Genomic DNA, 17,756 nt, shown 5'->3' with positions numbered 1-17,756 from the left:
ATGGAGAAGTCCTGCGTCCGCCCCCTCGACCTGGACGACGCCGTCGCCCTCGTCGGCATCCTCGCCGCCCTCCAGGCCCTCCTCGACAGCGGCGGCCTCCCCCCTGAGGAGATCGAGGCCCTGCGCCACGGCCTCGAGCAGGGCGGTGCTCTCCTCCCCGGAAGTGACGAGAACGAGATCGCGACCGCTCTGGGTGGGCTGAACGCCCGCCTCCGTGGGACCATCGGGTGATCGCGCCGCGCCCGACGTTCCCGTAGCCTTCATCCGCGCTCGTGTCGACCCCGGTAACGCGCTCCCCCACCCGCGGGTAGCGTCCGGTCCGGTCCCGCACTCCCACGGGGTCGCTGAAGCCCGAGAGCCGGAGGAGACCCGATCGTGAACGGTGACCACTTCGTGCTCTCGACCGCGACGCCGTGGGACGACCGCACCGAGATCATCGGCGTGTACGCCTCGGAGGCGTGGGCCCGCGAGGCCGCGGCCGCCTGGCTCGGATCCCCGGACCGTGAGGCGTTCCCCCGGTGCGTCATCGAGGGCTGGAGCGGTGCGCACCTCCTCGGCCGCGAGGTGGTCGAGGGCCTCGGCTTCGACGACGAGGGCGGCGACGAGTCGCTGGGCGGCCCCCGCAGCCTCTGACCCGCGGATCGGCTCAGCCGCCCCAGTGCGTCGGGCGCTCGAAGTGCGAGGGCAGCGTGGTCGCCGCATCCCCTCGGGCGCTGTTCACCTGTGCCTGGGTGAGGTAGACCGCCTCGGCGAGCCGGGCACCGGACACGTCCGCGTCGCGCAGGTCCACCCCGAGCAGATCGCACCGCTGCAGATCCGCTCCCCGCAGATCCGCGGCGAGGAGGAGCGCCCCCCGCAGATCCGCTCCCCGCAGGTCCGCGTTCCGGAGCACCGCGCCCGCCAGATCCGCTCCCGGAGCGAGCCGACGGCCCGTCGACCGGCGCGCAGCCGGCGCCGCTCCTGCGCGAGCGGCCCTGCTCGCGGCGATCAGGAGCGGCCGGGACGCTCCGTACTCCGCGTCGACGTCGACCGCGGCCACCTGCTCCGGCTCGCCGAGGGTGTGCGCGTGCACCGCGTCGAACCTCTCACGGAGCTCGTCGAGGAGCGGCGCGCCGACGCCGGGCAGCGCCAGTGCGGAGTCGAGGTACCAGAGCAGCTCGTGCAGGCGGCGCATCAGCGGGAACACCGCGAACATCCGCTCGCGCACGGCCGGGTCCGACCGCCAGGAGACGCCGCTGAACGTCTGCTGCGAGACCTTCTGGCCGGCGCCGAAGCAGTCGAAGACCGTGCAGCCGACGAACCCCTGCGGCCGGAGCCGGCGGTGGATCGTGCAGGCGTCCTCGCCGTCGAGGTTCACGCACGGGTCCCCGGCCCGCTTGTCGAACGGGAAGTCGGCGGAGCGGGCGAAGGCGAGGGCCACGCAGCACAGGCCGAAGCAGTTCGCGCAGTCGGCGCCGAGGTCCTCGCGGCGGCCGAGCTCGACCCTGGTGCGTGACGTCATCCGTCCGAGCCTACGCGCGGCGGCGCCGGCCGCTCAGTGCGCGAGCGCGAGCACGCCGACGACCAGCACGCCGAGGCCCACGATCCCGAGCAGCGAGACGATGCTCTCCTTCCGGGAGAGGCCCGCGCGCACGACGGCGATGAGGGCGATCCCCGCGAGTGTGACGACGTAGACGCCCGCGCCGATCCGCAACGCGATCGTCGCGTCGATCCAGCCCAGCGCCGCGGCTCCGAGCGCGAGGACCGGCAGCGACGCCGAGGCGAGCGCTCCGCCCGCGATCCGCAGCATGGTCTGCGTCTCGGAGCGCGAGGGCGCCGAGGCGTGCACGACCTGGTGCGCGATCACCTCGGCGACGAAGCCCGCGGCCGAGATCCCGATGATCGAGATCACGAGGCTCTGGAGGGCGTGGACCGCGTCGGGGTGGTCGCCGACGAGGTAGATCATCACCACGGCCAGGCCCGTGAAGGTCGCGTAGACGCGCTCCTTGAGAGCGCGGGCGATCTCGTCGAGGGGGCGGCGGGTCCGCTCCGCCCACCGTCCGGCGCGGCCCGGGCGCAGGCGCACCGGCGTCATCCGGTCGGCGGGTGCGGTGCGGCCCTCGTCGGCCGCTCCGTCAGTAGGAGGCGGAGTCGACACGTGCCGCGGAGGAGTCGCCCGAGTGCCGCGCGGCGAGGTCGCCGAGGATGGTCGCGGAGCCGCTGGTGCCGAAACGGGTGACGCCGAGCTCGCGGTAGGCGAGGAGCGTGTCGAGGTCGCGGACGCCGCCGGACGCCTTCACCTGGACGGCCTCGGAGACGGCGCCGCGCATGAGGCGGAGGTCGTGCTCGTTCGCTCCGCCGCCCGCGAAGCCGGTGGCGGTCTTCACGAAGTCCGCTCCGGCGCGCTCGGCGGCCCGGCTGCCCTCGACGACCTGCTCGTCGTCGAGGAGGCTCGTCTCGAGGATGACCTTGACGACGTGGCCCTCGGCGGCCTCGACCACGGCGCGGACGTCGTCCTCGACGTCCTGGAGCAGGCCGCTGCGGAGGCGGCCGATGTTGACCACCATATCGAGCTCGGACGCGCCGTCGGCGAGCGCCTGACGCGACTCCGCGACCTTCGCCGCGGTGGAGGTGGTGCCGTGGGGGAAGCCGATGACCGTGCCGACCAGGACGCCGGAGCCCTCGAGCCGGGCGACCGAGTGGGCGATGTCGGAGGGGCGGACGCAGACGCTGAACACGCCGGACGCGCGCGCCTCGTCGAGCTGGGCGTCGACGTCGGCGCGGGTGAGCTCGGGCTTCAGGATCGCGTGGTCGATGAGCGCCGCGATCTCGGCGACGGTGGGCAGGCTGGAGTCGGTCATCCGGACATTTTACGTCCGTCGGAGGACGACGAAGGCCCGCGATCCGAGGGATCACGGGCCTTCGTCGGTCGCGCTGCTAGCGGCGCTCGGTCACCAGCTGGACTTGGTGATGCCGGGCAGCTCGCCGCGGTGCGCCATGTCACGGAAGCGGACACGCGAGATGCCGAACTTCGTGAGGTTGCCGCGGGGACGGCCGTCGACGGCGTCGCGCGAGCGGACGCGGACGGGCGAGGCGTTGCGGGGGAGCTTCTGGAGGCCGACGCGGGCGGCCTCGCGGGTCTCGTCGGTCCCGGCCGGGTCGACCAGGGCCTTCTTCAGCTCGAGGCGCTTGGCGGCGTAGCGGTCGACGATCACCTTGCGCTGCTCGTTGCGGGCGATCTTGCTCTTCTTGGCCATACTTAGCGCTCCTCGCGGAAGTCGACGTGCTTGCGCACTACGGGGTCGTACTTCTTGAGCACGAGACGGTCGGGGTCGTTGCGGCGGTTCTTCTTGGTCACGTAGGTGTAACCGGTGCCGGCCGTCGAACGGAGCTTGATGATCGGACGGACGTCCTGCTGCTTGGCCATTAGATCTTCACCCCGCGAGCGAGAACATCCTTGACGACGGACTCGATGCCACGGGCGTCGATGACCTTGATGCCCTTGGCCGAGAGGGTCAGGGTGACGTTACGGCGAAGCGACGGCACGTAGTACGTCTTCTTCTGCACGTTCGGGTCGAAGCGGCGCTTGGTGCGCCGGTGCGAGTGCGAGATGGCGTGCCCGAAGCCGGGGACGGCTCCGGTCACCTGGCAGACTGCTGCCATGGTTTCCTCCATGTGTGGTTACCGTGGACCACGCGCGGCACGAGGCCTCGCCCGACCCACCCAAGGTCACTTGTCGGCGCACCGCCCGCCCGTTCAGCGGGGGCCGGAGCTCCCGCCCGACGGGCAGCACGCAAGCGCGTGCAGATGCACGCAACTTCGCTAGGTTACGCGAGCCGGGCGGAGGCCGCAACAGCGTCCCGGTCTCCGGCGGGGCCCAGCGGTTCCGAGCACCAGGACTTCCTGGGAGGTTCCGGCAGAAGTGGTCGTCGGTACCCCCCGAGCAGGGCGTTCGTGTATATTCCGCTGTCCTCGGCGGTTCCGGGCGCCCTACTCTGAGCCGACCGCGGGCGCCCGCTCCCGGCAGCAGCCGGGAGTAGCAGCACATGCGCCAGTCCTTCCTCCGTTCCCTCGTCGCCGCGGCCGTGCTCGTGGCGGGCGCAGGACTCAGCGTCGTGGCCGCGCCGGCCGCCTCCGCCGCGCCGGTCTTCAGCACCGCGTGCTTCTCCTCTCCGAAGATCTCGGCGGTGTCGGAGTACACCGTCCCCGCGACCGGGGTGTCGACGGTCCGCGCGGTCCTCAGCGGCCAGAACGGCGGGAAGGGGGCGAGCGGCCTCGGGACGGGCAACGCCGGCGGACGCGGCTCCAGCCTCGTCGTGGAAGTGCCCGTCACGCCCGGGCAGGTGCTGAAGATCGGACGCCTCGCCGGCGCCCCGGCCGGAGCGGCCGGCGCCACGCGCTACGTGAACGGCGGCATCTACTCGGGCGATTCCGGCGGCGCCGGCGGCGACGCCCAGTACCTCACCACGGCCGGCTCGGACGGCTGTCAGCACGCCCTCGCCGTGGCTGCGGGCGGCGGAGGCGGCGGCGGCCGGTCCTCGGTCGGAGGCGACGCCGACGCCGGCAGCGGTGCGAGAGGCGGCGGGAACGGCGGCAGGAACGACGCGGCCGACGGCGGCGGCGGCGGGGCGGCCGGCCAGAGCTCGGGCGGCTCCCCCGGCGCCCGCGGGTACAGCACCTTCGGCGAGTGCGCCGACGGCAACAACGGCCAGTGGGGCGTGTTCCTCAACGACGGCAAGGGCGCCGACGCCGGATCCTCCCGCGGCGGCGGCGGCAACTGCTCGTTCCCCGGCCACAGCGGCGGCGGCGGCGGGGCCGGCTGGTGGTACGGCGGCGGTGGCGGATCGCCGTACGTGTTCGGCAGCATGAACGACACCCTCGGCGTCATGTACGACCCCGGCGCGGGCGGCGGCGGCTCGAGCTACGTGCACCCGAGCGTGACGAAGATCTCGCAGACGGCCGGCCCGACGGCGGCCGACCCCGTGGTCGCTCCGGTGTACGACACCGCCGTGACCGTGACGCGGACCCCCGACTTCTCCACGCTCGGGCAGGAGGTCACCGTCACCGCGACGGTGACCATCCCGAGCCTGGGCCGGCCGGTCGCCGCCGGCGGCACGGTCGAGATCCTCACCGGCGCGGGCACCAGCAGGGTGACCCTCGACGCGAACGGCGTCGGCGTGCTGAGCACGAGGGACATCCCGCAGGGCTGGAACGAGATCCGCGCGCACTACCCCGACACCATCACCCCCGCCGAGGCGGGACGCGGGAGCTGGTCGGCGCTTCCCGCCCTGCGCCACGAGGTGCGGGCGTGCGCTGCGACACCCGTCATCACCCGGCAGCCCGCGGACATCGCGGGCGTCACCAACCAGATCTACACGCTGACGATGGGCGTCAGCGTCTCCGCCGTCTACGGCGGCGTCCCCGCCGTGTCCTGGGAGAGATCCACGGACGGCGGCGCCACGTGGAAGCCCGCGCTCGGTCGGGCCGCGGTCCGGGACGACGGGACCGCGTTCCTCGAGGCCGGCCCCGATCTCACCGGCTCGTACCGCTATCGGGCGACCCTGACCACCTGCGGCGGCAGCGTCCGGAGCGAGCCGGCCACCGTGGCGGTGGGCGGTGTGCGGTTCGACCTGTCGACGCTCCCGCAGAAGACGTACGGCGACTCCTTCGACGCGAGCCCCTACGCGCAGGCCGTCGACGTGCCCGGCCGCTCCATCGTCCTGAGCAGCAGGACCGCCGAGACCTGCTCCGTCAGCGGCATGAGGGTGACCGTGCTCCACGCCGGCGTCTGCACGCTCGCCGCGAGGCTCGACTCCCTCGCTCCTCTGGGCTGGGCGGGCGAGCCCCTGCAGAGCTTCACGGCGAAGCCGAAGGCGCTCACGGTGACCGCCCCGACCGTCGACTACCCGCGCGGCGCGCCGGCCCCCGACCTGCGCTGCACGGCCGCCTTCGTCGGCTCCGACACCTTCGGCACCCCGCTCAGTGCGGGCGTCTACCGACCGATCGTCACGGCGGACGACGTCATCTACCGCTTGATCCCGAACTGGGCCACCTCCACCTTCACCACCTTCACGACGCGGTGCAGCGGCGCGAAGGTCAGCAGCGACTACACGGTCGCGGGGTACAAGGACGGCGCGCTGCGCATCGTCGCGGCCGTCCCGATGGTGACCGCCTCCTCACCCTCGTCGACCTACGGATCCACTCCCCCTGCGATCACCGCCTCGGTGACCGGCTCCCCCTCGGGGACCGTCTCCTGCGGCGCCTACGCGGCGTCCGACACCGCCTTCAGGACGCCGCTGGCGCTCTCCGCGACGACCCCCGTCGGCCGCTACCCCACGCGCTGCTCCGGCCTGACGAACCCCTCGGGACAGCTGATCACCATCGACGGCGCGCTCACGATCTCCCCGGCGCCCCTCACGGTGACCGCATCGAGCCCCGGGACGCAGGCGCACGGCACCGCGACCGCCCCGACGCTCACCTGCACGGCCGACGGCTTCGCAGGCACCGACCGGTTCGTCACCGAGCCCACCGGCGCCTACTACACGGCGGACGGCACCGAGAAGGTGACGGTCGGCGCGCGCACGCCCGTCGGCGACTACGTCACGCGGTGCGACGGAGGCGACGCGGGGCCGAACTACACCCTCCGCTCGGTCTCCGGCACCTTCGCACTGGCCGACCGCTCGGCCCCCGTCGTGACCGTGCCCGCCGCCGTGGCGGCCGAGCCGACCGACGTCTCCGGCGCCGTCGTCACCTTCGCCTCCTCCGCGAAGGACGCCGTCGACGGAGCCGTGGGCTCGACCTGCACGCCCGCCTCGGGGAGCGTCTTCCCGATCGGCGAGACGACGGTCGACTGCACCGCGGACGACGAGGCCGGCAACACCGGCACCTCCTCGTTCCGGATCACCGTCCAGAAGTTCTCTCAGACGGTCGCCTTCACCTCCTCGCGGCCGACGGCGCCGACGGCGCTGGGCATCTTCACCCCGACGGCCACCGGCGGCGGCTCCGGGAGCCCCGTCTCGATCGGAGCGACCGGATCCTGCACGATCACCGACGGCGTCGTGACCTTCACCCGCAGCGGCACCTGCACCGTGACCGCGGATCAGGCCGGCGACGACCACTACACCGCAGGGCGCGCCTCCTTCGATCTCGAGGTCGCGAAGGCGTCGCAGACGCTGACGGTCGCCGTGCCGAAGACCGGCGTGCTGGAGTCGACCGGCGTCGCCACGGCGACCTCGAGCTCGGGCCTGCCGGTGCTCGTGAGGACCTTCTTCGGCTGCACCGTCGCCCCTGACGCGACGGGTGCGCAGATCCTGACCTACACCGAGCCCTCGACCTGCGGCGTGCAGTTCGACCAGCCCGGCGACGACGTGTACGCGGCCGCCGAGGGCCTGGTGCGCTTCGTCCCGATCTCGCGCATCCCCCAGACCATCGTCGTCACCTCGACTCCGCCCGACCGGGTGTTCACCGACGACCGGTACACGGTCGAGGCGACCGGCGGCGGCTCGGGCAACCCGCTCGTGATCACGGTGATCGAGAACGGCAACTGCACCATCGCGGACGACGTGGTGACGTTCTTCGGCGACGGCACCTGCACGGTGAAGATCGACCAGGCCGCGGACGATCGGCACGACGCCGCTGCGCAGGTCCGGCAGGTCATCACGGTGGGAACCCCCGAGGGGAACCTCTCCTTCGGGAGCGACTCCCCCTCGCACGCGATGTCGCTCGAGACGTACCGGCCGACGATCGTGCCCGGCCCGTCGAAGGGCGTGCCGGTGCTCTCCGCGAGCCGCGACTGCTCGATCCTGCCCGACGGCGTGACCGTGCGGAACGACGGAGCCGGGCTCTGCGTGCTGTCCCTCGACCAGCCCGGAGACGGCTACTGGCCCGCACGGCACGCGGAGCAGCAGTACTCGATCTACTTCCTCCCGCAGACGGTCCGGATCACGAGCGCGCCTCCGGTCGGCGCCGTCCTCGGAGACACGTACCGCCCGGTGATCGAGGGCGGCGCCTCCGGCATCGCTCCGTTCCTCATCACGACAGCGACCTGCTCGGCGAAGGACGGCGTGGTCACCTTCACCACGAAGGGCGTCTGCGGCGTCTTCGCCTACCAGAACGGCAATCGGCAGTACGACAGCGCCCGGCCCGCCGTGCAGGAGGTCGAGGTCGGCTACGCGCCCGGCTCCGTGGCGTTCACGACCGCCGTTCCGACCGACGCGAAGGTCGGCGGATCCTTCACTCCCGCCTTCACGCGCGGCCCGTCCTCCGGCCCCTCGGTGCTCGGCGTCGCCGGCGCCTGCTCCGACGGCGAGAACGGCGCCGTCCGGTTCGACTCCGCAGGCACCTGCACGCTGACGGCGATCCACTACCGCGACGACACCTACGGCACGGCGCGGGCGGTCCAGACCTTCGAGATCACCGCGATCGCGCAGACGGTCGCCTTCACCTCGACCGCACCGTCGACGGCGACGTCCGGCGACACGCTCACTCCGACCGCGACGGGCGGCGCCTCCGGGCTCCCCGTGACGATCGGAGCGACCGGCGCCTGCACGCTCGCGGACGGCGTCGTCACCTTCGCCGGCAGCGGCACCTGCACCGTCACGGCGGACCAGGCGGGCGACGGGCGCTACGCGGCGGCGGCGCAGGTCTCGCAGACCGTCGCCGTCTCGCAGCTCGCGGGCACCGTCGCGTTCGGCGGCGATGCTCCGACCGCGGCCCGGGTCGGTGGCTCCTCGACCGCCGTCGTCGTCGCCGGCCCCTCCAGCGCTCCTCCGGTGCTGACGGCCTCCGGCGCCTGCTCCGTCGGCCCCTTCCGACTGGTCTCCTACGACTCCGCGGGCACCTGCACGCTGACGCTGGACCAGGCGGGAGACACCCGCCACAGCGCGGCGCCGACGGCCGTGCGCGGCTTCGAGATCACCCGGATCGCGCAGACCGTGGCCTTCACCTCGCAGGCGCCGGACTCGGCGCTCGCGGGCGGCACCTACCGCCCGACCGCGACCGGCGGAGCCTCCGGGCGGCCCGTGGTGCTCGGAGCCTCCGGGCCCTGCGCGCTCACGAACGGGGTCGTCACCTTCACCGGATCGGGCACCTGCACGGTGACCGCGGACCAGACGGGCGACAGCCGCTACGCCCCGGCGGAGCGGATCTCGCAGGTGATCGCGGTCGGACTGCTCGCGGGCACCGTCTCCTTCGGCGGCACCGCGCCGACCGGCGCGACGGTCGGCGGGACGACCACCCCGCGGATCGTCGCCGGGCCCTCCACCGCGCGTCCGGTGCTGACCGCCTCCGGAGCCTGCTCGGCGACCGCGGGAGTCGTGTCCTACGACTCCGTCGGCACCTGCACGCTGACGCTCGACCAGGCGGGCGACTCGCGCTACGGCGCCGCTCCGCAGGCCGTCCGGACCTTCGCGATCGGCGCCCTCGGCCAGACGCTGGCGTTCACGTCGCCGGTCCCCGACGCGGCGGTCGCGGGAGGCTCCTACACGCCCGTCGTGACGGCCGGCGCATCCAGCGCCCCCGTGGTGCTCGGAGCGGCCGGGTCCTGCACGGTCGCGGACGGCGTGGTGACCTTCACCCGCTCCGGCACCTGCACGGTGACCGCGGATCAGGCCGGGGACGAGCGGCACACCGCGGCTCCGCAGATCTCGCAGGCCGTCGAGGTCGGCGCCGCCGAGGGCACCGTCGCGTTCCGCGACGCCGCTCCGACGGACGCCCGGATCGGCGGCTCCTGGACCCCGGCGATCGTCCGGGGCCCGTCGAGCGCCGATCCGGTGCTCGACGCCTCCGACTCCTGCTCGCTCGGCGAGGACGGCACGGTGTCCTACGACTCGGTCGGCACCTGCACGCTGACGCTGGATCAGGCGGGCGACGACGCTCACGCGCCCGCGGAGCAGGTCGTGCGGACCTTCCCCATCGGGAAGGCGCTGCAGACGGTCGCCTTCACCTCCGAGGCTCCGAGCACGGCGATCGCGGGCGGCCGCTACACGCCGACCGCGGCGGGCGGCTCCTCCGGCCTGCCCGTCACGATCGGCGCCACCGGCGCGTGCTCGCTCGCGAGCGGCGTCGTGACCTTCAGCGGCTCCGGCACCTGCACGGTCACCGCCGATCAGGCCGGCGACGCCACGCACGACGCGGCGCCCCGGGCGACCCAGTCGATCGCGGTCTCCGCGGTCGTGCCGGTGAAGAAGAAGGCGCAGAAGGTCTCCTTCTCGACGTCGATGCCGTCCTCGCCGGAGAAGGGCGTCGCGTACCCGGTCGCGGCCTCGGCGACCTCGGGCCTCCCCGTCAAGCTGTACGCGAGCGGCAGCTGCACAGTGTCCGCGACCGGCGCAGGCACGGCGACGGTGCGGCTGACCGGCGCGGCGAGCTGCACAGTCCGGGCCACTCAGGCGGGCGACTCCACGTGGCTCGCCGCGACCTCGGTGACGCAGTCGCTGCAGGTGAAGTCCTCCACCCGCGCCGACCTGACGCTGACGCTGGCGCCGGCGCCGGGCCTCTCGGCGACGGCCCCGCTCTCGGGCACGATCACGGTCCGGAACACCGGCACCCGGGACGCGGCGGCGACGACCACCCGCGTCGTCGTCAGCGGCACGGTGGCGAGCGCGCCCGGCGCCGTGCAGACGAAGGGCTCGGTCGCGGGCACGACGGTCCTCACCTGGACCGCGCCGAGCGTCTCGGTCGGGCGGAGCATCACCTACTCGGTGACGCTGGTCGACCGGCCGGCGGCCACGACGATCGACGCCAGGGTGTCGACCGCCGCCGCCGATCCGACGCCGTCGAACAACGCCGTCAAGCGGACGCTCAAGTAGGGGACCCGTGGACCGGCTGAGACGTCGCGCGCTGCTGCTGGGGATCGCCTCCTCGGCAGTGGCGCTGACGGGCTGCACGCCCGCCCGGTCCGCTCCCGCGGCGCTCCCGCCGAGCACGGCGCTGCCGGCGGTGCTGCCGTCCGCCGCTCCGACGGCCGACCCGACCCCTCCCCGCCCCGTGCCGACCACCACCGCCGCGGCGGCTCCGGTGCGGAGGAGGGTGCCCCTGCCCTCCGGCACGATCTCGGAGCTGCCCGGCGAGGGGAGCCTGCTCGCCTGGACCGTCGACGACGGCGCCGACTCCGACGTGGTCGCCGCCTACGCGCAGTTCGCCCGCGACACCGGCACCCGGCTGACCTTCTTCCTCAACGGGAAGTACGACTCGTGGACCGCGAACGCGCCGCTGCTGGCTCCGCTCGTCGCCTCGGGGCAGGTGCAGCTCGCGAACCACACCTGGTCGCACGCCGACCTGACGAGCCTCTCGAGCGACGGCGTGCAGGAGGAGCTGGGCCGCAACGGCGACTTCATCCGCTCGACCTACGGGGTGGAGGCGGCGCCGTTCTACCGACCGCCGTTCGGCTACACGGACGAGCGGAGCCGGGCCGCCGCGGCGGCGATCGGCTACACGGCGACGGTGCTCTGGTACGGCTCGCTCTCGGACTCGGGGCGGATCACGCCGGAGCAGGTGGTCGGCTTCGCGGACCAGTGGTTCCTCCCCCAGCACATCGTGATCGGGCACGCGAACTTCGACCCGGTGACGCAGGTCTACGCGCGGCTCGTCGACCTCCTCCGCGAGCGCTCGCTCGAGACGGTCACCCTCCGGGACGTGTTCGCGGTCTGAGCCGCGCCTTCAGCGGAGGGACGCGCGCGCCGCGGCGGAGACGGCCGCGGCGACCGCGTCGAGGGCGGGCGTGTGCAGGGCCCACTGCTGCCAGTAGAGGGGGACGTCGACGGGGTCGCCGCCCAGCTCGACCAGGCCCTCGCCGCCGACCGGGGCCTGCAGCTCGGGCAGCATCCCCCACCCCATGCCCAGGCGCACGGCCCGCTCGAAGTCGGTCGAGCCGGGGACACGGTGCCGCGGCGGGCGGCCCTCGACGCCGGCGGCCCGGAGGAAGTCGTCCTGCAGGCGGTCCTTCTCGTCGAAGACGACCAGCGGAGCGACCGCGAAGGCGGCGAAGCCGGCCGTGCCGCCCTCCGGGAACCAGCGCTCGGCGAACGCGGGCGAGGCCATCGCGCGGTACCGCATCACTCCGAGGGGCGCGACGGTGCAGCCGAGCACCGCCTCCGACTCGCCGGTGACGGCCGCCAGCACGGTGCCGTCGCGGAGGAACGCGGTGGTGTGCGCCTGGTCCTCGCGGTGCAGCTCCACCACGACGTCGGCGACGGAGGCGAGTGCGGGCAGCACCCAGGTGGCCAGGGAGTCGGCGTTGACGGCGAGCGGGAGGACGACCGGGCCCGCCCCCGCCGCGTCCTCGCCCCCGAGCGAGCGCACGGCGTCGTCGGCGAGGAGCTCGACCTGGCGGGCGAGGCGGAGGAGCCCCGCACCGGCCTCGGTCGCGACGACGGGGCGCGAGCGCACCAGCAGGACGCGCCCGGCGGCGGTCTCGAGCGCCTTGATCCGCTGGCTGAGGGCGGAGGGGGTGATGTGCAGGGCGCGGGCGGCGGCATCGAAGGAGCCGTACCGGACGGAGGCGGCGAGCGCGCGCAGGCGGGAGAGATCGAGGTCGTCGGTCAGCATCAGTACTGCTCACGGTACTGAAGGAGCATGAGCTGGTCTACAGGAGGGCCCGGCCCTAGCGTCGGAGCGTGTCCCCCCTCCTCGCCGCTCTCTCCGGCCTCGGCTTCGGCCTCTCTCTCATCATCGCGATCGGTGCGCAGAACGCCTTCGTGCTCCGCCAGGGGCTCCGCCGCGAGCACGTGCCGGCCGTCGTCGCGATCTGCGCGCTCTGCGACGCGGCGCTGATCGTGCTCGGCATCGCGGGGATCGGCGCGGTCCTGGAGTCGGCGCCGTGGCTGCTGGTGGTGATCCGCTGGGGCGGCATCGTCTTCCTCCTCGCCTACGCGGTGCTGGCGGCGAGGCGCGCGCTGCGGCCGGGGACGCTCGACGGCGATCCGGCCGGCGCCTCGACGTCGCTGCGCACGGCGATCGGCACCTGCCTGGCGCTCACGCTGCTCAATCCGCACGTCTACCTCGACACGGTCGTGCTGCTCGGGTCGGTGGCGAACACGCACGGCGACGAGCGCTGGTGGTTCGGGGCGGGGGCGGCGGCCGGGAGCGTGCTGTGGTTCACCGCTCTCGGCTTCGGGGCGCGGGCGCTGCGGCCGCTGTTCCGGAGCCGCGGGGCCTGGCGGATCCTCGACGCGGCCGTGGCGGTCGTGATGGTGGTGCTGGCGGTGTCGCTCGCGCTGCACTGAGGGCCTGGTCGTGACCAGTCCGCCCCGCGGCGCTGCTCGAGACCCTGCGCTCGCGGGCCTGAGGCGCCGACCCGTCAGTCGACCACGATCCGGACGAGCGTCGTGACGGCGTCCACCGCGTTCACGTAGGAGTAGTGCCGCGCGGTCGGGAAGGCGAGGTGCCGTCCGGGCTCCAGCCGCACGGGCTCCTCGCCCTCCCGCTCCAGGAGGAGCGCGCCGGCGGTGACGAGCAGGATCTCGTGCCACCCCTCGGGGTCGGGCTGCGCGTCGTAGCGGTCCCCGGGGCCGAGCGTCCAGGTCCAGAGCTGGGCCTCCCGGCGCGCGGGGACGGAGGAGAGCAGGACGGCGACGCTCGCCTCGCCCGCTCCCCGCCAGGCGACCTGGTCGATCGCCGCGGGCGCGGATCCCGGGGCCGAGACGAGTGCCGTGAACGTGGTGCCGAGGGCGGTCGCGAGGCGGTCGACTCCGGTCAGCGAGATGTTCGCCTCGCCGGCCTCGGCGGCGACGATCGTCCTCCGGCTGATGCCCGAGCGCTCCGCCAGTGCGGACTGGCTCAACCCGGCTCCGCGCCGCGCGAGGCGGAGATTGCCGCCGAGATGGGCGAGGACAGGAGCCGACATGCGCACTATTCTGCACCGAGGAGCCCCCGAGGCTCCTAGGATGTGCAGAATGATGCACATCTCGCTCCGGGGCCTCCGCTTCTCGCGTCCGGAGTGGGCCCTCATCGGCATCACCGCGATCTGGGGCGGGACCTTCCTCGCCGTGCACGTGGCGATGCAGCACAGTGGCCCGCTGTTCTTCGTCGGGATGCGGTTCGCGATCGCGGGGCTGATCAGCGCGGTCGTGTTCCACCGGTCGCTCCGGAGGATGCGGCGGATCGACCTCGCGGCCGGCGTCGCGATCGGGGTGATGATCTTCGCGGGCTACGGCCTGCAGAGCTACGGGCTGCAGACGATCACGAGCAGCACCTCCGCGTTCCTCACCGCGCTGTACGTGCCGCTGGTGCCGCTGCTCCAGTGGGTCGTGTTCCGTCGCCGGCCGAACGTGCTGACGCTGGTGGGCGTCGCCCTGGCGTTCGTCGGACTGCTGCTGATCGCGGGCCCGCAGCCGGGCGTCGCGCTCGGAGCGGGCGAGGTGGCGACGATCGTGAGCACGCTGCCGATCGCGGCGGAGATCATCCTGATCGGCCTCGTCGCCGGACGGGTGGACCTCGGGCGGGTGACCGTGGTGCAGCTGCTGGTGGCCGGCGCGCTCGGATTCGCGTCCATGCCGCTCGCGGGCGAGGCGGTCCCGGCGTTCTCGTGGGCCTGGCTGATCCCCGCGCTCGCGCTCGGGGCGAGCAGCTGCCTGATCCAGCTGACGATGAACTGGGCTCAGCGCTCGGTCTCGCCGTCCCGCGCCACGATCATCTACTCCGCGGAACCGGTCTGGGCCGGCCTGATCGGCCGCCTCGCCGGCGACCGCCTCCCCGCGCTCGCCCTGCTCGGCGCGGGGTTCATCGTCGCGGGCACGCTCGTCAGCGAGCTGAAGCCGCGCCGGGAGCCTGCACCGCCGGCTCTCAGGTGACGGCGGGGAGGGCGGCCGAGGCGACGAGCGCTCCGCCGGCGTCGGTGATCTCGACGGCGGCGACGGACTCGCGCAGGACGGCCGCGTTCATCTCGCAGTCGAGCTCCGCGGAGCTGCCGAGGAAGGAGCCGGACCGGAGCCGCTCGCCGGAGCCGGTGACCAGCACGAGGTCGTAGCTCTCGCCGAGCGCGAACCCGGTGCCGCGGAGGATCGTCTCGGTGCCCCAGGTGTGCGCGACCAGCGAGCCGTCGAGCGTCACGCCGGCCGTCCGCTCGTCGAAGGCGATCGCCTCGACGGCGCCGAGCGTCCCGGGCGGTCCCGCGACGGGGCGCTCGCCGGCGGACCGCAGAGCCGCACCGGCGACGCCGCCCACGACGAGGAGCGCGGCCGCCGCGGCGACGGCCAGGACGGCGCGCAGGCGCGGGGCACGGAGGCGCGGGGCACGGAGGCGCGGGGCGCGCACCCGCGCCGTGCGCTCGGGCCGCTCCCCGGCGAGCGCGGCGACGCGCGACCGCAGCTCCGGAGACGGCTCCGCCTCCTCCCAGCGGCCCAGCGCGCCGAGCCGGTCGACCACAGCGCCGAACGATGCGAGCTCGCGGTCGATCGAGGGGTCGGCGGCGCGCAGGAGCTCGAACTCGCGCGCCTCCTCGGCGGAGAGGTCCCCGGCGAGGGCCGCGGCGAGGAGCTCCTCGCGGCGGCCGTCGGGCTGGTCTCGGTCGGTCACGGTCTCTCCTCGTCGGTGGGTCCGGCGCCGGCGAGGTGACCGCGGAGCGCTCGGAGAGCGTAGAAGGCCCGGCTGCGCAGGGTGGCGATCGGCACGCTCGTCGCCGCCGACAGCTCGGCGTAGGTCTCGCCGTGCAGGTGGACGGCGACGACGACCTGCCGGTGCTCGGCGGAGAGCCGCGCCAGCGCCTCGGCCATCGCGAGCGGCTCGAGAGGGTCGCGGTCCTCCGCGGGCACCTCCTCCAGCACCTCGGCCTCGACCAGGCGCGGCAGGCGCTGGCGCGAGCGGTGCACGTCGACGACGACGTTGCGGGCGATGGCGAAGAGCCACGTGCGGGCACTGGCGCGCTCGGCGGAGTAGCTCGCCCGCGAGCGCCAGGCGCGCAGGAACGTCTCCTGCACGCAGTCCTCGGCGAGGCCGCGGTCGCGCAGGGCGTTGAGCGCGAAGCCGAGCAGGGCGGACCCGTGCTCGTCGAAGGCGGCGGCCGGATCGAACTCCGCCGTCCTGGGCTCGAGGCGCACCACCGGAGGCGGGACCTCCGAGTGCTCGCGCGGCATCGCGGGCCCTTCGTCTCGTCGTGCCGTCGCCGTCCGCGCCACACCGCCTCCTCGTCCGGACCGGTGGTCCGCCGGAAGGGGGTACGGCCGCGACGGCGGCGGCGTTCATCGGAGGCGAGGACCGTCTCCGTGAAGATCCTCTCAGATGGAGTGAACGCAGCGCCGGTTCCGGCCGTACTCCCTGCATCGGGCCCGCTCGGCGCTCGCGATCGAAAGGCTCCACCATGACGAAGACGTCCCCCGCGCGGAACCGCGCCGGCCGCCGCCTGCTCTCCCTCGGCGGCGTCACCGCCGTCGCGGCCGCCTCCTTCTTCGCCGCCGCACCGGCCCAGGCCGAGACCGAGGTCGCCGAGCCGTCCTCCTTCACCAGCGCCTTCACGGTGATGGCGACGCCCGACCAGGTCGTGAACGCCGACTCCGCCGCGACTCCCGGCCAGCCCGGCGCCACGGGCGAGATGACCTTCCGGGTCAACAGCGACCTGGACGTCATCTGCTACGACATCACCCTCACCGGCGTGACCGGCGACTACCAGAGCCCGGCGAAGACCGCGACGCACATCCACCAGGCGGCGCTGGGCAAGGCGGGCCCGCCGCGCATCGCGTTCCCGAACCCGGCGCCGGTCGGCGACGGCCCCCGCACCAGCAGCGGCTGCCTGCAGGGCCCCTTCACCACGGGCATCCAGGCGAACGGGGCCGACACCGGTGCCGGATTCACACTGAAGGCCCTCGAGGCCGATCCCGCCGCCTTCGCGGGCGACTCCCACACGGCCTCGTACGCGGCGGGCGTCGTCCGCGGCCAGCTCTCGCAGGTGCCGGTCGGCGGCCTCCAGACCGGTGGCGGCGCGACCGCCGCCGGGAGCGACGCCACGGGCCCGTCCGGTCTCGCCGCGCTGGCCGGCCTCGGAGCCGTCGCCGCCCTCGGCGCGGCCGGAGTGGTCGTCGCCCGCCGGCGCACCGCCTCCTGATCGTGGGCACCCGGTCGAGGAGAGGCGCGGCGGCACTGTGCGCCGCGCTGCTCCTCGGGGGGTGCGCCGCCGCGGACGGGAGCGGAGGAGCGGCGACGCCCGCGAGCGCGCCCGCGCCTCCGGTCCTCGCTTCTGCTCCCCCGGTCGCTTCGTCGCCGGTGACCGCGCCCGACCCCGCCGCCGCCGCGCCCGCGCGCACCGTCGGCGTCGAGCCCGCCCGGCTGAGCGTGCCCGCGATGGGCCTGGACGAGCCGCTGATCGCCCTGGGCATCCAGTCGGACGGGGCGATGGAGGTGCCGGCGGACTACGACGACGTCGGCTGGTTCTCGGGAGGCGGGCGCCCGGGCGGCAGCGGCCGCACCGTGATCGCGGCGCACGTCGACTCGCGGTCCGGTCCCGCGGTCTTCTTCCGCCTCGGCGAGCTCGCCCCGGGCGACGAGATCGCGGTGAGCGGAGTCGACGGCTCCGACCACCGCTACCGGGTCACGGCGGTCGAGTCGCACGCCAAGGCCGCGTTCCCCACCGCCCGCGTCTTCGGCGCGACCCTCGAGGAGGAGCTGATCCTCGTGACCTGTGGCGGCGAGTACGACGCGGCGATCGGCCGCTACCGGGACAACCTGGTGGTGTTCGCCTCCCCGCTCTGACTCCCGCGGCGGCGAGGAGGGAGCGCGGTTGCACGAGACGGCCGTCGGCGCAAGGGTCGGGCCGCGCGGGCGCGCTGTGGTCGGATGAGGAGGGCCGC

General features: G+C 74.2%; 18 protein-coding genes. 8 read left to right on the top strand and 10 right to left on the bottom strand.

The genetic code is table 11. From position 1 onward, the window contains the following. Positions 1 to 231, top strand: a complete 231-nt coding sequence (locus C5C24_RS09700) for a hypothetical protein (protein ID WP_104277771.1) — start codon at positions 1 to 3, stop codon at positions 229 to 231. A 144-nt stretch (positions 232 to 375) separates the two neighbouring features. Continuing rightward, a complete protein-coding gene (locus C5C24_RS09695) occupies positions 376 to 633 on the top strand; it encodes a hypothetical protein (RefSeq protein ID WP_104277770.1) in 258 nt (85 codons plus the stop codon). Positions 634 to 646: 13 nt separating this feature from the next. On the opposite strand, the gene C5C24_RS09690 is transcribed toward C5C24_RS09695, so the two are convergent. The 6 genes from C5C24_RS09690 to rpmB all read right to left on the bottom strand — a co-directional run bounded on the left by C5C24_RS09690 (position 647) and on the right by rpmB (position 3,642). Continuing rightward, positions 647 to 1,501 carry a pentapeptide repeat-containing protein gene (locus C5C24_RS09690; RefSeq protein WP_104304833.1) on the bottom strand — a complete coding sequence of 285 codons (855 nt, stop codon included), beginning with the start codon at positions 1,499 to 1,501 and terminating at the stop codon, positions 647 to 649. Between the two features lie 33 nt (positions 1,502 to 1,534). Continuing rightward, the gene (locus tag C5C24_RS09685; protein ID WP_146082574.1) at positions 1,535 to 2,137 is read right to left on the bottom strand and encodes a hypothetical protein; all 603 of its coding nucleotides are present in this window, start codon (positions 2,135 to 2,137) and stop codon (positions 1,535 to 1,537) included. Beyond that, positions 2,115 to 2,840, bottom strand: a complete 726-nt coding sequence (gene deoC / locus C5C24_RS09680; RefSeq protein ID WP_181110246.1) for a deoxyribose-phosphate aldolase — start codon at positions 2,838 to 2,840, stop codon at positions 2,115 to 2,117. The genes C5C24_RS09685 and deoC overlap by 23 nt, the downstream gene beginning before the upstream one ends. 90 nt (positions 2,841 to 2,930) lie before the next feature. Continuing rightward, positions 2,931 to 3,236 carry a 30S ribosomal protein S14 gene (gene rpsN, locus C5C24_RS09675; RefSeq protein WP_104225107.1) on the bottom strand — a complete coding sequence of 102 codons (306 nt, stop codon included), beginning with the start codon at positions 3,234 to 3,236 and terminating at the stop codon, positions 2,931 to 2,933. A gap of 2 nt (positions 3,237 to 3,238) precedes the next feature. Beyond that, entirely contained in the window at positions 3,239 to 3,406 is a 168-nt protein-coding gene (gene rpmG, locus C5C24_RS09670) for a 50S ribosomal protein L33 (protein WP_027692168.1), read from the bottom strand. Continuing rightward, positions 3,406 to 3,642, bottom strand: a complete 237-nt coding sequence (rpmB, locus tag C5C24_RS09665) for a 50S ribosomal protein L28 (RefSeq protein WP_056038148.1) — start codon at positions 3,640 to 3,642, stop codon at positions 3,406 to 3,408. The genes rpmG and rpmB overlap by 1 nt, the downstream gene beginning before the upstream one ends. Positions 3,643 to 4,025: 383 nt before the next feature. On the opposite strand from rpmB, the gene C5C24_RS09660 reads away from it, so the two are divergent. After that, the gene (locus C5C24_RS09660) at positions 4,026 to 10,787 is read left to right on the top strand and encodes an HYR domain-containing protein (RefSeq protein WP_104304832.1); all 6,762 of its coding nucleotides are present in this window, start codon (positions 4,026 to 4,028) and stop codon (positions 10,785 to 10,787) included. 7 nt (positions 10,788 to 10,794) lie between these two features. After that, positions 10,795 to 11,628 (top strand): polysaccharide deacetylase family protein, encoded by an 834-nt coding sequence (locus tag C5C24_RS09655; protein ID WP_219812854.1) that lies wholly within the window; start codon positions 10,795 to 10,797, stop codon positions 11,626 to 11,628. A 9-nt stretch (positions 11,629 to 11,637) separates the two neighbouring features. On the opposite strand, the gene C5C24_RS09650 is transcribed toward C5C24_RS09655, so the two are convergent. Continuing rightward, positions 11,638 to 12,525: a LysR family transcriptional regulator ArgP gene (locus tag C5C24_RS09650; protein ID WP_104304831.1), complete on the bottom strand. Its 888-nt coding sequence runs from the start codon at positions 12,523 to 12,525 to the stop codon at positions 11,638 to 11,640. A gap of 68 nt (positions 12,526 to 12,593) precedes the next feature. Between C5C24_RS09650 and C5C24_RS09645 the strand changes: the two genes are divergently transcribed. Then, entirely contained in the window at positions 12,594 to 13,202 is a 609-nt protein-coding gene (locus C5C24_RS09645; RefSeq protein WP_104277765.1) for a LysE/ArgO family amino acid transporter, read from the top strand. Positions 13,203 to 13,276: 74 nt separating this feature from the next. Here the strand turns inward: C5C24_RS09645 and C5C24_RS09640 are convergent, their stop codons facing one another. After that, a complete protein-coding gene (locus tag C5C24_RS09640; protein ID WP_104304830.1) occupies positions 13,277 to 13,822 on the bottom strand; it encodes a helix-turn-helix domain-containing protein in 546 nt (181 codons plus the stop codon). Positions 13,823 to 13,871: 49 nt separating this feature from the next. Between C5C24_RS09640 and C5C24_RS09635 the strand changes: the two genes are divergently transcribed. Further along, the gene (locus tag C5C24_RS09635; protein ID WP_104304829.1) at positions 13,872 to 14,768 is read left to right on the top strand and encodes a DMT family transporter; all 897 of its coding nucleotides are present in this window, start codon (positions 13,872 to 13,874) and stop codon (positions 14,766 to 14,768) included. Here C5C24_RS09635 and C5C24_RS09630 read toward each other — a convergent pair. Further along, on the bottom strand, positions 14,761 to 15,492 hold the full coding sequence (locus C5C24_RS09630) for a hypothetical protein (RefSeq protein ID WP_104304828.1): 732 nt from the start codon (positions 15,490 to 15,492) through the stop codon (positions 14,761 to 14,763). The genes C5C24_RS09635 and C5C24_RS09630 overlap by 8 nt on opposite strands. Next, on the bottom strand, positions 15,489 to 16,049 hold the full coding sequence (locus C5C24_RS09625; protein ID WP_104304827.1) for a sigma-70 family RNA polymerase sigma factor: 561 nt from the start codon (positions 16,047 to 16,049) through the stop codon (positions 15,489 to 15,491). The genes C5C24_RS09630 and C5C24_RS09625 overlap by 4 nt, the downstream gene beginning before the upstream one ends. Positions 16,050 to 16,273: 224 nt before the next feature. Between C5C24_RS09625 and C5C24_RS09620 the strand changes: the two genes are divergently transcribed. Together C5C24_RS09620 and C5C24_RS09615 are read left to right on the top strand one after the other, a co-directional pair. Beyond that, complete coding sequence (locus tag C5C24_RS09620; protein WP_104304826.1) at positions 16,274 to 17,014, top strand: CHRD domain-containing protein; 741 nt, start codon at positions 16,274 to 16,276, stop codon at positions 17,012 to 17,014. 158 nt (positions 17,015 to 17,172) lie between these two features. Next, positions 17,173 to 17,658 (top strand): class F sortase, encoded by a 486-nt coding sequence (locus tag C5C24_RS09615; protein ID WP_258065130.1) that lies wholly within the window; start codon positions 17,173 to 17,175, stop codon positions 17,656 to 17,658. The last annotated feature ends 98 nt before the right edge of the window (positions 17,659 to 17,756 follow it).

Source organism: Rathayibacter sp. AY2B3, assembly GCF_002931755.1.
Taxonomy (GTDB): domain Bacteria; phylum Actinomycetota; class Actinomycetes; order Actinomycetales; family Microbacteriaceae; genus Rathayibacter.
This window is presented reverse-complemented; position numbering and strand designations above follow the sequence as displayed.

What these genes read in the sequence shown, in the direction of transcription:
- C5C24_RS09650 (WP_104304831.1), bottom strand. Translation starts at nt 12,525, where the DNA reads ATGCTGACCGACGACCTCGATCTCTCCCGCCTGCGCGCGCTCGCCGCC.
- C5C24_RS09700 (WP_104277771.1), top strand. Translation starts at nt 1, where the DNA reads ATGGAGAAGTCCTGCGTCCGCCCCCTCGACCTGGACGACGCCGTCGCC.
- rpsN (WP_104225107.1), bottom strand. Translation starts at nt 3,236, where the DNA reads ATGGCCAAGAAGAGCAAGATCGCCCGCAACGAGCAGCGCAAGGTGATC.
- C5C24_RS09625 (WP_104304827.1), bottom strand. Translation starts at nt 16,049, where the DNA reads ATGCCGCGCGAGCACTCGGAGGTCCCGCCTCCGGTGGTGCGCCTCGAG.
- C5C24_RS09660 (WP_104304832.1), top strand. Translation starts at nt 4,026, where the DNA reads ATGCGCCAGTCCTTCCTCCGTTCCCTCGTCGCCGCGGCCGTGCTCGTG.
- C5C24_RS09620 (WP_104304826.1), top strand. Translation starts at nt 16,274, where the DNA reads ATGACGAAGACGTCCCCCGCGCGGAACCGCGCCGGCCGCCGCCTGCTC.
- deoC (WP_181110246.1), bottom strand. Translation starts at nt 2,840, where the DNA reads ATGACCGACTCCAGCCTGCCCACCGTCGCCGAGATCGCGGCGCTCATC.
- C5C24_RS09635 (WP_104304829.1), top strand. Translation starts at nt 13,872, where the DNA reads ATGATGCACATCTCGCTCCGGGGCCTCCGCTTCTCGCGTCCGGAGTGG.
- C5C24_RS09640 (WP_104304830.1), bottom strand. Translation starts at nt 13,822, where the DNA reads ATGTCGGCTCCTGTCCTCGCCCATCTCGGCGGCAATCTCCGCCTCGCG.
- rpmB (WP_056038148.1), bottom strand. Translation starts at nt 3,642, where the DNA reads ATGGCAGCAGTCTGCCAGGTGACCGGAGCCGTCCCCGGCTTCGGGCAC.
- rpmG (WP_027692168.1), bottom strand. Translation starts at nt 3,406, where the DNA reads ATGGCCAAGCAGCAGGACGTCCGTCCGATCATCAAGCTCCGTTCGACG.
- C5C24_RS09690 (WP_104304833.1), bottom strand. Translation starts at nt 1,501, where the DNA reads ATGACGTCACGCACCAGGGTCGAGCTCGGCCGCCGCGAGGACCTCGGC.